The sequence below is a fragment of the Pseudoblastomonas aquimaris genome (genome assembly GCF_035481675.1).
Lineage (GTDB): Bacteria > Pseudomonadota > Alphaproteobacteria > Sphingomonadales > Sphingomonadaceae > Alteriqipengyuania_B.
This window is the reverse complement of the sequence record NZ_JAYJJW010000001.1, coordinates 564,930-578,438: the sequence shown is the minus strand read 5'-3', so window position 1 is coordinate 578,438 and position 13,509 is coordinate 564,930. Positions and strand designations below refer to the sequence as shown.

Genomic DNA, 13,509 nt, shown 5'->3' with positions numbered 1-13,509 from the left:
GGCGTTTTCCTGTCTTCGAAAGCTGTTGGCGCGCCGCTTAGCCGCGCGGCACGGCAAATGCCAGCTTCACCGTTTCTTAGACGGTTTGCGGTATTCGCGGGCCATGAATTGTCGCGCCCGTTTCCTCGCCCCAATCGCTGCTGCCACCCTGCTGGCAGGCTGCACGCTCAGTCCGGCCGATCGTGCCCAGCGCGCCGAGGACGCGATGGCGCAAGGCGACTTCGCTGCGGCCAAGCTCGACCTCGTCACCGCGCTGAAGGACAAGCCGGGCGATGCGGAGCTACTGATGTTGCTTGCACGCACGCAGCTCGAGCTTGGCGACGGGGAGGGGGCGTTGCAGACCCTCAGGCAGCTCGACATCAGCGATCCTCAGGTGCGGATCATGACCGGCGAGGCGGAACTGGTGCGCGGCATGCCCGAACGCGCATGGCAAGCGGTCGAAGGATGGGGCACGGCCGATGCAAAGCGGATACAGGCCCTATCGAAACTGGCGCTGGGTGATGTGGCCGGAGCGGAGGCTCGCTTCGTCGAAGGGACGAGCGCCTCCGGACCCAAAGCCCGCCTGCTCGCCGAATATGCCCGGTTCGAACTCGCCCGCGGCAATCGCCGGCAGGCGCGCGACCTCGTGGAGCGCGCCAAGCTGGAGGATGCAGATGCGTTCGACGTCCTGCTCGCCGACGGACAGATCCATGCCGCGCAGGGACGACCCGCCGACGCACTGGCTGCGTTCAAGGCGGCTCTCGCCAGGAATTCCGGCAACCGGGCCGCCAATATTGGCCATGTCGCGATGCTGGCGGAAACGGGGAAGCTCGATGAAGCCACCTCGGCACTGGAAGGTTTCGCCGGTGAGGACGAGCGGCTCGACACGGCTCATCTCGCAGCGCTTATCGCGGCGAAACGCGAGAAATGGAACGAGGTGCGGGATATCCTGCAATCGCGTGAAGGGCAGCTGGCAGATATGCCGCAGGCCGACCTGCTTTACGCGCAGGCGCTGAAGCAGCTCGACCTCGGCGAACTCGCCCGCGCCCGGCTCGTCCCCCTGCTGCGGCGCTATCCGGGCCAGCGCGACGTGCGCTTGTTGCTGGCACAGGTGCAATATGATGCGGGCGACAGGGCAGGGGCCTTGAAAACCCTCGAGCCCGTGGCGGGCCGCGGCGATGCGAGCGGGCCGGAGCTCTCCTTGCTGGCCCGTGCAGCGCGGGCCACGGGCGACCCGCGAGCTGCCGCTTTCGCGGGGCGCGCGGCGTTACCGAGCGGACAGCGCTTCGCGATGCGGCTTTCAGCCGCCGACCGCGCCTTGCAGGATAGCGACTGGAGCGAGGCGGTGGCTGCCTATCGCGATGTCCTCGCCATGTCGGACGGCAAGAATGCCATGGTCCTCAACAACCTCGCCTATGCGCTGGGCCGGACGGGCAAGGCCGGGGAAGGGCTGGATTACGCGGCGCGCGCGGTCAGGCTCGCCCCCGACAATGCTGCCGTACTCGACACGGCCGCCGTTCTCATGCTGGAAACCGGACGTGACCGCGCGAGGGCGCTGGAATTGCTGCGCAAGGCCGCGCGGCTCGCCCCCGGGAATGCGGAAATCAAGCGCCACCTCGCCGAGGCCGAGCGCACAAACTGAAACGGCGCCGAAAGCCCGGCGCCGTTTCCCCTGTCGATTATTGGCTGAAGCCTAGGCGACTGCCGGCTTGCGGCGGCGGCGCATCAGGCCGAGGCCGAGCAGGCCGGCGCCGAACAGGCCAAGCATGCCGGGTTCCGGAACGGTGGTGCCGCTGGTCGTGGAAGTCGAGGTCGAAGTCGGCGTACCCGCGCCACTGGCCGAGGACACGTGGCCTGCGCCGGTGATCGACTGGTAGCGCACGAAGAAATCGCTCAGTGAAATCGAGTCGACGATGTCGGCAAAGTTCAGCGTCAGGCTGCCGGTGCCGGTGTTGCCTTCGCTCACACCGCCTCGGTTGCCCGCGCAGGAATTGGTTCGCGCCGCCTTGAAGCAGACGTCCACGTTGCCGATGCCGTTCGGATAGTTTGAATCCGTCAGCGTGTAGTTGAACGCGCCGGTGCTCGATGCGCTGGCGATGTCCGGATCAGTGTTGAAGGCGAAGCTGGAAATGCGTGAAGTCAAACCGCTGTCGGTGGTGTTGGTTACCGCGTAGTCGAAAGTGAAGCTGTGGTCGGTCACGCCGGTCAGCGTGAAGGTCGCTTCCGCACCAAGCCCGTCGATCGTCGTGCCGTCGGAGAACCCGTCATACGATAGCGTGAAGCTTTCGCCGACATTGCTCTCGTCCAGCGTGATCGGCGTAGCCAGTGCAGGCGTGGCGACAATCAGCGACAGGGCTGCAGCAGTGGAAAGGAGACGGATCATCGTAAGTACCCCCCGATGCGCAATGCATGGTTTACGCGATACGAAGCACCGTTCGTGCCAAACGAGGGATTGCTTAGCTTGCGAGGGTTAACGAGCCATATTGGGGCCGCAAAATGTAAAGCGGGCCGACAGCCTAGCGGCTCATCACCAATGCGGCGGCACCGAGGATATAAACCACATTTAGCACCACCATCGCGATCGTTGCGCCGCGCACTGTCTTCGCCCGGAGAGCGGCGATAATGGGGAAGAAGATGATCGCGAAGAATGTCGCCACGACGAGGCCGGCGATCACCGGATATTTCACCTTCTCACCGGCCGTCATACCGACATAGGTGAAGAAGAACCCGAGCACGAGGATCGACGTCCATCCCAGCGAATAGGCGCGCTTGGCCATGAACCAGTCGTCGAGCGACACGCCTTCCTCAAAATCCTCCGGGAAGACGAAGGAGGCCGCTACGTAGAAGGCGTAGGTGAAAACGAAACCTGCGAAAATGACCGGCGCATCGACATTCAGCCGCTCGCGGAAATCCCAGAAGCTTTCGATCAGCAGCGAGGTGAGGATAAGCAGGAACAGCACGAGCAGCGGCGTCAGCATCCCGATCGCGAACTTCTGCCGGCGCCGCAAGGCGAGCGCCAGGCCCTGTGCCATCTCCGCCAGCGCCAGGCCGACCGGGATGGCGAAAAACAGCACGATGTAATCGAAGGGGTACATCAGTCCTGCATCCTCAGCGCGATCTCGCTCATGAAACGCGGATCGTCGCCGCGGGCGAGCCATTCCGCTTCCGCCCCGATCGCGCCGAGCAACTGGACGAGAGCGTCCTGTTCAGCCTTGGCATAATTGCCGAGAACATGGCCGGTCACGCGGTCCTTGTGCCCCGGATGGCCGATGCCGATGCGCACGCGCCGGAAATCGCGCCCGATATGCTGATCGATACTGCGCAGGCCGTTGTGGCCCGCCGTCCCGCCGCCCTGTTTCACTTTTACCTTGAACGGGGCGAGATCGAGCTCGTCATGGAAGACGGTAAGGGCATCGGGGCCGAGCTTGTAGAAACGCAGCGCCTCGCCCACCGCGCGGCCGCTTTCGTTCATATAGGTAGCGGGTTTCAGCAGCAGGATATTCTCGCCGCCGATGCGGCCTTCCTGCGCCCAGCCCGAGAACTTCTTCTGCACCGCGCCGAAGCCGTGCATTTCCGCCAGCACGTCGCACACCATGAAGCCGACATTGTGCCGGTGCATGGCGTATTTCTCGCCGGGATTGCCGAGGCCGGTCCAGATTTGCATGCCTGCCCCCTAGCCAGACTGCCCCGAAAAGCAAAACGCCGAGCTTCTTTTTGGAGAAGCCCGGCGCCTTGTTTTTCCGTATGCGAGAAGCGCTTATTCGCTCTTCGCTTCCTGCTCGTCGGCAGCGTCGTCGTCGGGACCCTGCTCGGTGGCAGCGGTTTCGCCCGCTTCCATGCCTTCGCCGGTCTGGTCTTCGCCTTCTTCACCCTCGCTGCGCTTGAGCGCGGACGGGGCGACGAGCGTCGCGATGGTGAAGTCGCGGTCGGTGATGGCGCTGGTCGCGCCGTCCGGCAGGGTGACTTCGCTGATGTGGATCGAATCGCCGACTTCCTTGCCGGTGACGTCGATTTCGATTTCCGAGGGGATCTTGTCCGCTTCGCAATCGAGTTCCAGGTCGTGACGGACCACGTTGAGCACGCCGCCCTTCTTGAGGCCGGGGCTGGCTTCTTCGTTGATGAAGACGACCGGCACTTCGACGACGATCCTGGCACCCTTGCCCAGACGGAGGAAGTCAACGTGGATCGGACGGTCGGTGACCGGGTGCAGCGCGACGTCCTTGGGGATCGTGCGCGCCGGCTTGCCGCCGCCGATTTCGATGTTGACCAGCGAGTTCATGAAGTGGCCGGTCATCAGCTGACGGACCAGTTCCTTCTCCTCGACGTGGATTGCAATGGGTTCTTCTTTGCCGCCATAGATCACGGCGGGGACACGGCCTTCGCGACGCAGTGCACGGGAGGCTCCCTTGCCAGCCCGATCGCGCGTCTCGGCCGGCAGGGTCAGAGCGTCGCTCATGTCACGTACCTTTCGAAAAGCTTTGTTGGTATGCTTCCCTCACCACGCCTCCAGGGATGACCATGGCGGGAAGCGGCGCGCTATAGCGGCATGAGGCGCAAAAGCAAGGCTTGTGACGGGCCCGCCGCCCTACTGGATGCGCACCACCTCGTACCCTGCTTCCGCCAGCAGGCGATCGAGTGCCTTGTCGCCGAGCATGTGGCCGGCGCCCACCGCGATAAAGGGCTTCGGACCGGCTTCCAACAAGGTCGCGATGCGCGGCACCCAGTCGAGATTGCGGTCATTGAGCAAGGCGGCGAGCAGTAGCGGCTGCGCCATGTAACCCGAGGAGATCTCGCCTTCCAGCTTGACCAAGTCGCCCGTGCGCCAGTGTTCGACGCGGCCATCCTCGTCGCTTTCCGCCTCCGCTTCAGCCGCCACACCTTCCAGCAGGGCGAGCTGCGCGCTTTTCGGCAGGCGGTCGAATATGCCGAGCTGGCGTTCGGCACCTTCGAGAGCGACCACGGGATAATTCTTGCGGTTGCGCGCCTCGCCATAAAGCTTGCGGTCGATCCCGTTCGCCGGGTCCGCGCGGGACAGGGCGCTAGACAGGCTGAGCGCGATCGCCCAGCTTTCGACATCGCGGAATTCCCGCTCGTCCAGCCCGGCCTCCGCAAAGGCGCTGCGCAGGGTAGGGCGGTCTTCCTTGTCGAGGCGCTGGCTGGGCAGCGGCATGCCGCGCGTGATAGCGAGGCGTTGCAGGGCTTCGTCACGGTCGAAACTACCGTCGTACTCGGTAATTTCCAGCACCAGCAGGTCGGACGCGTCGAAGGCCGCATCGAAGCGGTCGGTCCGCCAGCTGGTCCCGTCGGGAAGGGCGTGAATGGTCCCGAAAAGCCAACCCTCCAGCGCTCCGTCCTTGCGGATTTCCCACAAGGCCGGACCGTCGCTGCCGGACAGCCGTTCGTCCTCGCGCGCCGCCCCGCCGCAACCTGCGAGCAGCAACGCTGCCAGCAAGGCGGAAAGGGCGGCGCGAAACGACATCAGTGAAGCCGCTCGGCAGTCAATCCAAGGCTGCCCAGTTGCGCCTGGACGCTGTAGTCGCCGACGAGGTGGCCAGCACCCACGGCGATGAAGACCGTGCCGGGCCGGTCGAGCCTTTCTTCGATCCATTGCGCCCAGTTGGCGTTGCGGTCGGCCAGGACAGCCTTGGCGATCGTCGCGTTGACGAGGCCGGGCACCAGCAGCGTGTATACACCGTCATCGTCCCCTTCGATCCACTCCCCGACCAATGCATCCAGCCCGGTCACGGACTCTGCGAAATTCTCGATGTTGTAATCGAGGTATTCGAGCTGCGATTTCATCGGCAGGCTATCGAACATGTCGATCTGAAACGCTGCCGTCTCCAGCGCAGAGCGAGTGGCCGCCGCCGGAGCGCGTGCTTCAATCTGGGTTTCGACACCCGCCGACGGATCGAAACCGGCCGCCATCAGAGGGGCGATCTGCAGGTTGATCGCGACGAACCACGGCTCGAACGGGTCGAACGTTTCCACCGGCACTCCGAGCGCGGTGAGCGTGGCTTCGTACTCGGCGCGATCTTCGTCGTTCATCAGGCTGCGCAGCGTCGTGCCCTCAGGCAGCATCGCCTTTTGCATCGCAACAGGACCTGCGGCTTCGACTTCGCTGGCGAACACCTCCGTCACCACCTCATCGGAAGAATCCAGCGCCTCGGCGATATAGGGACGGAACCATTCGGTTTCCGGACGCAGCAGGTGGACGGTGCCGAGCAGGTAGATCGTCGTGTCCTCGTCCGACACGGACCACAGGGCCGGGCCCGAAGGTGCAGGAGCGACAGCATAGACCTCAGCCGGGACAGTGTCTTGCGCGGTTGCGACAGGCGCTACGGCCAAGCCGAAGGCAGCCATACCGTATGCGAGCGTGTTGAAGAGGGTTTTCATAGTGCGATCCTGGGTAGCTGTTCGTCATGTGACGGGAAAGACGGCCGATGGCGACGAGGCGAACCTGTTCTAGTTGATCCGCTTCGCCTCGAGGCCGCGCTCGCGCAGCATGGCGAGGACTGAATCGGCGCCGCCGAAATGGGCCGATCCGACCGCGACCAGTAGCGTGCCGGGGCGCTCCAGCCGGTCGGCCAGCCAGAACGACCATGCGCGGTTGCGGTCCTCCAGCAGCACGCGGCGGAAGGTGCGGCCGAGTTCGCCGTCGCCGAAGACCATGTCGTCGATATCGCCGTATCCCTTGGCCCACATGTGTTCGGAATAGAACGCGTTCTCCGCCGCGATCCCGGTGATGTCGGGTCGGCGGTTGGCGGACGTGTTCCCGAAATGGGAGCCGTTGCTGAACAGCGTGGCGATATCCTCGCCATCCCAGTCGCGCAGGTCTTCGTCGAGCGAGGCGATCCACAGGGCTTCGTCGATCGCCATCAGGTTTGTCATCACCCCGACGCTGTCCTCGATCGAGCCGATCGGCTTGCCCATGCGCTGGAAATCGCGCGTCAGGATGGTTTCAACGCCCAGCGAATCGCGGAAATCGCTCATGTCGCCGCCCATGCCGTCGAGCATGAACACGATCGAGAGCGGCGGCATCCGGTCGAGCATCGTCTCACCGATGCCGGTAGTGCGGGCGAGCATCGACCATTTCTCGCGCGCCTCGGGCGAAAGGCGCGCGGCGATGCTGGCGGCCTTGCCGCTTGCGGGCCTGTCCATGATGCGCGCGGTGAGGGTATACTGCTTCTGACCGCCCGCGTCCGCGTCGCTTGTTTCCAGGACCAATTCGTCCACCGACTTCATGATCCGGTCGAGCAGCGGGGTACGCCATTCGAAGCCGGGGGGCAGGGCATGGTAGGTGCCGAGCAGGTAGATCGTGGTGTCGTGGTCCGAAAGCACCCACAGGGCGGGATCGGGCTCGTAATCCTGCGCAAGGTCGGGATGCGGCCCGGCCTCCACGAGCTCGACCGCGACGGCTTCTGCGGTTTCGACATCGGCGACATCCTGCGCCGCTGCGCCGAGCGGCATTAGCAGGGTGCCAAGCAATCCCGTTACCGCGATCCGTAAATTCATCGACGCCTGCCCCTATCTATTCGACAGGCAGCCTAAGTGCTCGCACTTCGCGCGTCCAGAGGCTCCGCATCGCGGGGGAATGGCTGGATTGTGCGCTGCGGCATTGACGCTGTTTCGCCCGTAAGCCATTGCCCCACGCGAAATGAGCACACCAGTCGAACGCAATCCGCAAAAGTCCTTCCAGGACATGATCCTCGCGCTGCACGATTTCTGGGCGGCGCACGGCTGCCTGATCCTCCAGCCCTACGACATGCGCATGGGCGCGGGCACATTCCACACCGCGACCACGCTGCGCGCGTTGGGGCCCGAGCCGTGGAACGCGGCGTTCGTGCAGCCATGCCGCCGCCCGACCGACGGCCGCTATGGCGAAAACCCGAACCGCCTGCAGCATTATTACCAGTACCAGGTGATCCTGAAGCCGAGCCCGCCGGACATCCAGGACCTCTATCTGGAGAGCCTGCGCGTCATCGGCGTCGATCCGCTGAAGCACGATATCCGCTTCGTGGAGGACGACTGGGAAAGCCCGACGCTGGGCGCATGGGGGCTGGGCTGGGAAGTCTGGTGCGACGGGATGGAAGTCACCCAGTTCACCTATTTCCAGCAGATGGGCGGCTTCGACTGCAAGCCGGTCGCAGGCGAGCTGACCTACGGGCTCGAACGCCTCGCGATGTACATCCAAGGCGTCGCCAATGTGTACGATCTCGACTTCAACGGGCAGGGCGTGACCTACGGCGACGTCTTCCTCGAGAACGAGAAGCAGATGTCGAAATGGAATTTCGAGGTCGCCGAGACGGATGCGCTGTTCGACCTGTTCAACAAGGCCGAAGCTGAGTGCAGGAACGCGCTCGCGAATGAAGTGCCCATCGCGGCATATGAGCAGGCGGTGGAAGCCAGCCACATCTTCAACCTGCTGCAAGCGCGCGGCGTGATCAGCGTGCAGGAACGCGCCAGCTACATGGGCCGCGTCCGCGACCTCGCGCGCGGAAGCTGTGAAGCGCACATGGCAAAGGAAGCGCCCGTGTGGGCCGAGAAATATCCGGAGTGGTCCAAATGAGCGACTTCCTCCTCGAACTGCGCAGCGAAGAAATTCCCGCCCGCATGCAGGCCGGCGCGCGCGCCGAGTTTGAAAAACTGTTCCGCCGCGAGATGGATGCAGCCGGCGTCTCGGCAGGCGATATCACCGTCTGGTCCACCCCGCGCCGCCTCGCGCTGATTGCGCGCGGTTTGCCGGAAGCCACCGAGGCGGTCAGCGAGGAGCTGAAAGGCCCGCCCGTGGGCGCACCCGACCAGGCCCTCGACGGCTTCTGCCGCAAGGCCGGCGTCGAAAAGGGCGATCTCGAAGTCCGCGACGTGAAGGGCCGCGATACCTATTTCGCGGTAAAGAACATCCCGGGCCGCGCGACGAAGGACCTGCTCGCGTCCGCAATCCCCGCAATCGTCCGCGATTTCAGCTGGCCCAAGTCGATGCGCTGGGGGGCGGCCTCGATCAGCACCGAGAGCTTGCGCTGGGTCCGCCCGCTATCAGGCATCGTCGCGCTGCTGGGCACTGAGATCGTCGAGTGCGAAGTGCACGGCGTCACTTCGGGTGCGGTTACGCTCGGCCACCGTTTCCACCATTCGGGCGACATCACCATCGGCGGGGCGGACGACTATGCGATGAAGCTGCGCGCTGCGCATGTCATCGTCGATCACGAGGAGCGGCAGGACCTGATCCGGACCGGCGCGGCGCAGGTCGCGTCAGAAGCTGGCCTCAAGCTGGTCGAGGACGAGGGGCTGGTGATCGAGAACGCCGGCCTCACTGAATGGCCGATCCCGCTGCTGGGCCGGTTCGAAGAAGATTTCCTCGAGGTCCCGCCGGAGACGATCCAGCTGACAGCGCGGGTGAACCAGAAGTACTTCGTGTGCGAAGATGCGCAGGGCAAACTCGCCAACGCCTTCATCTGCACCGCCAATATCGAGGCGGAGGATGGCGGCGCGGCCATCGTGGACGGCAACCGCAAGGTCCTCGCCGCCCGCCTGTCCGACGCACGCTTCTTCTGGGACGTCGACCGCAAGAAGACGCTCGCCGAACACGCCGATGGCCTATCACGCATCACTTTTCACGAAAAGCTGGGTACCGTCGCCGACAAGGTCGAGCGTGTGGCGAAGCTGGCCCGCTGGCTGGTCGAGCAAGGCGTGGTCAAAGGCGCCGATGCGGACATGGCCGAACAGGCTGCACGCCTCGCCAAGGCCGATCTCGTCACCGAAATGGTCGGCGAGTTTCCCGAACTCCAAGGCCTGATGGGCGGCTATTACGCCCGCGCCGAAGGCCTGCCCGATGAAGTCGCCGACGCGATCCGCGATCACTACAAGCCGGTCGGACAGGGCGATGAGGTGCCCAACGCGCCGGTGACGGTGGCGGTCAGCTTGGCGGATAAGCTGGACAACCTTTTAAGTTTCTTCAGGGTCGACTTGCTGCCTACCGGTTCAAAAGATCCTTTCGCCTTGCGGCGCGCGGCTCTCGGGTATCTCCAAATTGCTCAGAAAAACGGACTCAAGGCCGAGTTTTCGAGTGTGGCGCGTGCGTGGTCAGGTGACGATAGTGAAGGCAGCCTCGGCCTTCGTGTCGCTGATTTTCTTTTTCAGCGACTCGCCGTTCAGCTGCGCGATGAAGGCGTAAGGTACGACTTCATCGAGGCTTCGCGCAGTTGGCGGACCGGCAGCGATACCGACGGTCGCGTGGACCGCGTCGAAGCCAGGGCTAGGGCGCTCGCCGCATTCCTCGGTGCCGAAGACGGCGCCAATCTCCTCGCCGGCTACAAGCGCGCGGCCAACATCCTCAAGAAGGAAGGCTGGCAGGGCGGCGCCGACCTGGAGCCGCACACGGGCGAGGAAGACCCGCTGGCGCTGGTCGACGATCCGGACATGCGCGCCGTCGTCGATGCGCAGTTGCACGCGCCTGCCCGGGCGCTTTCCTACACGCCCGAAAAGGCGGAACAGGGCCTGATCGACGCGCTCGACGAGACGGAGCCGAAAGCCGCCGCCGCGGTGGAGGAGGAGCGGTTTGCCGATGCGATGGCCGCACTCGCCAGCTTGCGCGCGCCGATCGACGCGTTTTTCGAAGAGGTGACGGTCAATGACGAGGACCCGGATAAGCGCGCGGCGCGGCTGGACCTGCTTGCGCGGTTCCGTGCTGCGGTGAACAATGTTGCGGACTTCTCGAAGATCGAGGGGTAGGGGGCGGCCCTTTTTCGGCGTCACCCCCGGTTTCAAATGGGAAAGAATTTATAAATCAGTAACTTGAGAGGCGGGGCTGAAGTTGACACGGTGTCAACTTCGTCACGCCGGCGGTTCAGGAAGGTTCGACGATAAATGAATACGGTCTATCATTTCGGCGGTGACGCGGCGTACGACGATCCGCGCCAGAAGGACAAGACCGTCACCGGCGGCAAGGGTGCGAACTTGGCGGAAATGGCCAGCATCGGGCTGCCGGTGCCCCCGGGCTTTACCATCACCACCGAGGAATCGGTCCGCTACCTCAACGAAGGCGAGGCGTTTAGCGACCGGCTCCGCAGCGACGTGGCCGAGGCGCTGGCCCATGTGGAGCGCACCGTCGGCAAGCGCTTCGGCGATCCGGCAGACCCGCTGCTCGTATCCGTCCGCTCCGGCGCGCGGGTCTCGATGCCGGGCATGATGGACACCGTCCTCAACCTCGGCCTCAACGACGAAACGGTGGAAGGGCTTGCCGCCACCAGCGGGGACGAACGGTTCGCCTGGGACAGCTATCGCCGCTTCATCCAGATGTATTCCGATGTCGTCATGGGCCTCGACCACGGCCTGTTCGAAGAGGCGCTGGAAATCGCCAAGGAAGACCAGGGCTTCTACTCCGACACCGAAATGACCGCCGCCGACTGGAAGGCGCTGGTGGGCGAGTTCAAGGCCATCGTCGCGGCGGAGCACGACAAGCCGTTTCCGCAGGACCCTCAGGAACAGCTGTGGGGTGCGATCGCCGCCGTTTTCGAAAGCTGGGATGCGGAACGCGCCAAGGTCTACCGCCGGCTGAACGGCATCCCCGCCGACTGGGGCACGGCGGTGAACGTGCAGGCAATGGTGTTCGGCAACATGGGCGACACCAGCGCCACTGGCGTTGCTTTCACCCGCGACCCGGCGACGGGCGAGCGAGCCTATTATGGCGAGTTCCTGATCAACGCGCAGGGCGAGGACGTGGTCGCCGGCATCCGCACGCCGCAGTACCTGACGAAGGCCGCGCGCGAGGCGGCGGGGGCCAAGCCGCTCAGCATGGAAGAGGCGATGCCCGATGCCTATGCCGAGCTTGCCCGCGTGTTCGACCTCCTGGAACGCCACTACAAGGACATGCAGGACATCGAATTCACCGTGCAGGACGGCACGCTGTGGATGCTGCAGACCCGCACCGGCAAGCGCACCGCGAAGGCAGCGCTCAAGATGGCGGTCGACATGGTCGGCGAAGGCCTGATCGACGAACGGACGGCGGTGAAGCGGATCGATCCCATGGCGCTCGACCAGCTGCTGCACCCCACGCTCGATCCCGATGCGCGGCGCGATGTGCTGACGACGGGCCTTCCGGCCTCTCCCGGGGCGGCGAGCGGGGTGATCGTGCTCGACGCCGATACGGCGGAACAGCGCGCGGGGAAGGGCGACAAGGTCATCTTGGTGCGCGTCGAAACCAGCCCCGAAGACATCCACGGCATGCATGCAGCGCAGGGGATCTTGACCGCGCGCGGTGGGATGACGAGCCATGCGGCCGTGGTGGCGCGCGGCATGGGCCGCCCGTGCGTGTCGGGCGCGAGCGGCGTGTCGATCGATATGGCGGCGCGCACGCTCAGGATCGGCGGACGCGAGCTCAAGGAAGGCGACCACATCACGCTTGATGGGGCGAACGGGCAGGTCATGGCCGGGGAAGTGGCGACCATCGAGCCCGAGCTGGTCGGCGATTTCGGCACGATCATGGACTGGGCCGACAGCCATCGCCGAATGCGCGTGCGCGCCAACGCGGAAACCCCCGCGGACTGCCGCATGGCGCGCCAATTCGGCGCGGAAGGCATCGGCCTCTGCCGGACGGAGCACATGTTCTTCGACGCCGCACGCATCAGCGCGGTCCGGCAGATGATCCTCGCCGACAGCGAGGCCGGGCGGCGCGAGGCGCTCGCCAAGCTTTTGCCCGAACAGCGCAGCGACTTTGCCGGCATTTTCGAAGCAATGGCAGGCTTGCCGGTCACCATCCGCCTGCTCGACCCCCCGCTCCACGAATTCCTCCCCTCCGCCGACGCGGAGTTCGAGGAATTGGCCGGGGCGACCGGACTGGAAGTTGACCATCTGAAGCGCCGCGCCGCCGAACTGCATGAATTCAATCCCATGCTCGGCCATCGCGGCTGCCGGCTCGGTGTAACCTATCCCGAAATCTACGAGATGCAGGCGCGGGCGATCTTCGAAGCGGCGTGCGACGTTGCCGCAGCCAGCGAGGCACCGCTGCCCGAAGTGATGATCCCGCTGGTCGCCACACGCCGCGAACTGGCGCTGATGCGCGCGCTGGTCGACCGTGTTGCCAGGGAGGTGTTCGCGGAGAAGGGACGCGAGGTCGCCTATCTCGTCGGAACGATGATCGAATTGCCGCGCGCCGCGCTGAGGGCCGGGGAAATCGCCGAAGAAGGCGAATTCTTCAGCTTCGGCACCAACGACCTCACCCAGACCACGCTGGGCGTCAGCCGCGACGACGCGTCGAGCTTCCTCGGCGCCTATGTCGACAAGGGTATCTACCCGCGCGACCCTTTCGTCAGCCTCGATGTGGAGGGTGTGGGCGAACTGGTTGCACTGGCCGCGGAGCGGGGTCGGGCGACCCGCAGCGACATCAAGCTCGGCATCTGCGGGGAGCACGGCGGCGACCCGGCCAGCATCGCGTTTTGCGAAGCCCAGCGGCTCGATTACGTGTCGGCCAGCCCCTATCGCGTGCCAATTGCGCGGCTTGCCGCAGCGCAGGCGGCGCTCGGCTAGGCCCTCTGG

At 64.9% G+C, this 13,509-nt stretch carries 11 protein-coding genes; 4 read left to right on the top strand and 7 right to left on the bottom strand.

Annotation, left to right across the window (positions count from 1 at the left end; genetic code table 11):
* Positions 1 to 103: 103 nt before the first annotated feature.
* A complete protein-coding gene (locus VCJ71_RS02790) occupies positions 104 to 1,621 on the top strand; it encodes a tetratricopeptide repeat protein (protein ID WP_324638921.1) in 1,518 nt (505 codons plus the stop codon).
* 51 nt (positions 1,622 to 1,672) lie between these two features.
* Here VCJ71_RS02790 and VCJ71_RS02785 read toward each other — a convergent pair whose 3' ends face one another.
* From VCJ71_RS02785 to VCJ71_RS02755, 7 genes are all read right to left on the bottom strand, one after another.
* Positions 1,673 to 2,362, bottom strand: a complete 690-nt coding sequence (locus tag VCJ71_RS02785) for a cistern family PEP-CTERM protein (RefSeq protein WP_324638920.1) — start codon at positions 2,360 to 2,362, stop codon at positions 1,673 to 1,675.
* Positions 2,363 to 2,495: 133 nt separating this feature from the next.
* Positions 2,496 to 3,074, bottom strand: coding sequence for a hypothetical protein (locus VCJ71_RS02780; protein ID WP_324638918.1), 579 nt, complete (start codon positions 3,072 to 3,074; stop codon positions 2,496 to 2,498).
* Positions 3,074 to 3,643 (bottom strand): aminoacyl-tRNA hydrolase, encoded by a 570-nt coding sequence (gene pth / locus VCJ71_RS02775; RefSeq protein WP_324638916.1) that lies wholly within the window; start codon positions 3,641 to 3,643, stop codon positions 3,074 to 3,076. Before pth ends, VCJ71_RS02780 begins: the two co-directional genes overlap by 1 nt.
* A gap of 93 nt (positions 3,644 to 3,736) precedes the next feature.
* Positions 3,737 to 4,435, bottom strand: coding sequence for a 50S ribosomal protein L25/general stress protein Ctc (locus VCJ71_RS02770; RefSeq protein WP_324638915.1), 699 nt, complete (start codon positions 4,433 to 4,435; stop codon positions 3,737 to 3,739).
* Between the two features lie 129 nt (positions 4,436 to 4,564).
* Positions 4,565 to 5,458, bottom strand: a complete 894-nt coding sequence (locus tag VCJ71_RS02765) for a TraB/GumN family protein (protein WP_324638914.1) — start codon at positions 5,456 to 5,458, stop codon at positions 4,565 to 4,567.
* A complete protein-coding gene (locus tag VCJ71_RS02760) occupies positions 5,458 to 6,372 on the bottom strand; it encodes a TraB/GumN family protein (RefSeq protein WP_324638912.1) in 915 nt (304 codons plus the stop codon). The genes VCJ71_RS02765 and VCJ71_RS02760 overlap by 1 nt, the downstream gene beginning before the upstream one ends.
* 69 nt (positions 6,373 to 6,441) lie before the next feature.
* Positions 6,442 to 7,491: a TraB/GumN family protein gene (locus VCJ71_RS02755; protein WP_324638911.1), complete on the bottom strand. Its 1,050-nt coding sequence runs from the start codon at positions 7,489 to 7,491 to the stop codon at positions 6,442 to 6,444.
* A 142-nt stretch (positions 7,492 to 7,633) separates the two neighbouring features.
* On the opposite strand from VCJ71_RS02755, the gene VCJ71_RS02750 reads away from it, so the two are divergent.
* The 3 genes from VCJ71_RS02750 (at position 7,634) to ppdK (ending at position 13,500) form a co-directional block, all read left to right on the top strand.
* Positions 7,634 to 8,545, top strand: coding sequence for a glycine--tRNA ligase subunit alpha (locus VCJ71_RS02750; RefSeq protein WP_324638910.1), 912 nt, complete (start codon positions 7,634 to 7,636; stop codon positions 8,543 to 8,545).
* Positions 8,542 to 10,707, top strand: coding sequence for a glycine--tRNA ligase subunit beta (glyS, locus tag VCJ71_RS02745; protein ID WP_324638907.1), 2,166 nt, complete (start codon positions 8,542 to 8,544; stop codon positions 10,705 to 10,707). Before VCJ71_RS02750 ends, glyS begins: the two co-directional genes overlap by 4 nt.
* A gap of 135 nt (positions 10,708 to 10,842) precedes the next feature.
* Positions 10,843 to 13,500 (top strand): pyruvate, phosphate dikinase, encoded by a 2,658-nt coding sequence (gene ppdK, locus VCJ71_RS02740; RefSeq protein ID WP_324638906.1) that lies wholly within the window; start codon positions 10,843 to 10,845, stop codon positions 13,498 to 13,500.
* Positions 13,501 to 13,509: the final 9 nt, after the last annotated feature.

Bases quoted from the DNA above. Each gene is read 5' to 3' on its own strand.
- VCJ71_RS02790 (WP_324638921.1), top strand. From the start codon at position 104: ATGAATTGTCGCGCCCGTTTCCTCGCCCCAATCGCTGCTGCCACCCTG.
- VCJ71_RS02785 (WP_324638920.1), bottom strand. From the start codon at position 2,362: ATGATCCGTCTCCTTTCCACTGCTGCAGCCCTGTCGCTGATTGTCGCC.
- VCJ71_RS02780 (WP_324638918.1), bottom strand. From the start codon at position 3,074: ATGTACCCCTTCGATTACATCGTGCTGTTTTTCGCCATCCCGGTCGGC.
- pth (WP_324638916.1), bottom strand. From the start codon at position 3,643: ATGCAAATCTGGACCGGCCTCGGCAATCCCGGCGAGAAATACGCCATG.
- VCJ71_RS02770 (WP_324638915.1), bottom strand. From the start codon at position 4,435: ATGAGCGACGCTCTGACCCTGCCGGCCGAGACGCGCGATCGGGCTGGC.
- VCJ71_RS02765 (WP_324638914.1), bottom strand. From the start codon at position 5,458: ATGTCGTTTCGCGCCGCCCTTTCCGCCTTGCTGGCAGCGTTGCTGCTC.
- VCJ71_RS02760 (WP_324638912.1), bottom strand. From the start codon at position 6,372: ATGAAAACCCTCTTCAACACGCTCGCATACGGTATGGCTGCCTTCGGC.
- VCJ71_RS02755 (WP_324638911.1), bottom strand. From the start codon at position 7,491: ATGAATTTACGGATCGCGGTAACGGGATTGCTTGGCACCCTGCTAATG.
- VCJ71_RS02750 (WP_324638910.1), top strand. From the start codon at position 7,634: ATGAGCACACCAGTCGAACGCAATCCGCAAAAGTCCTTCCAGGACATG.
- glyS (WP_324638907.1), top strand. From the start codon at position 8,542: ATGAGCGACTTCCTCCTCGAACTGCGCAGCGAAGAAATTCCCGCCCGC.
- ppdK (WP_324638906.1), top strand. From the start codon at position 10,843: ATGAATACGGTCTATCATTTCGGCGGTGACGCGGCGTACGACGATCCG.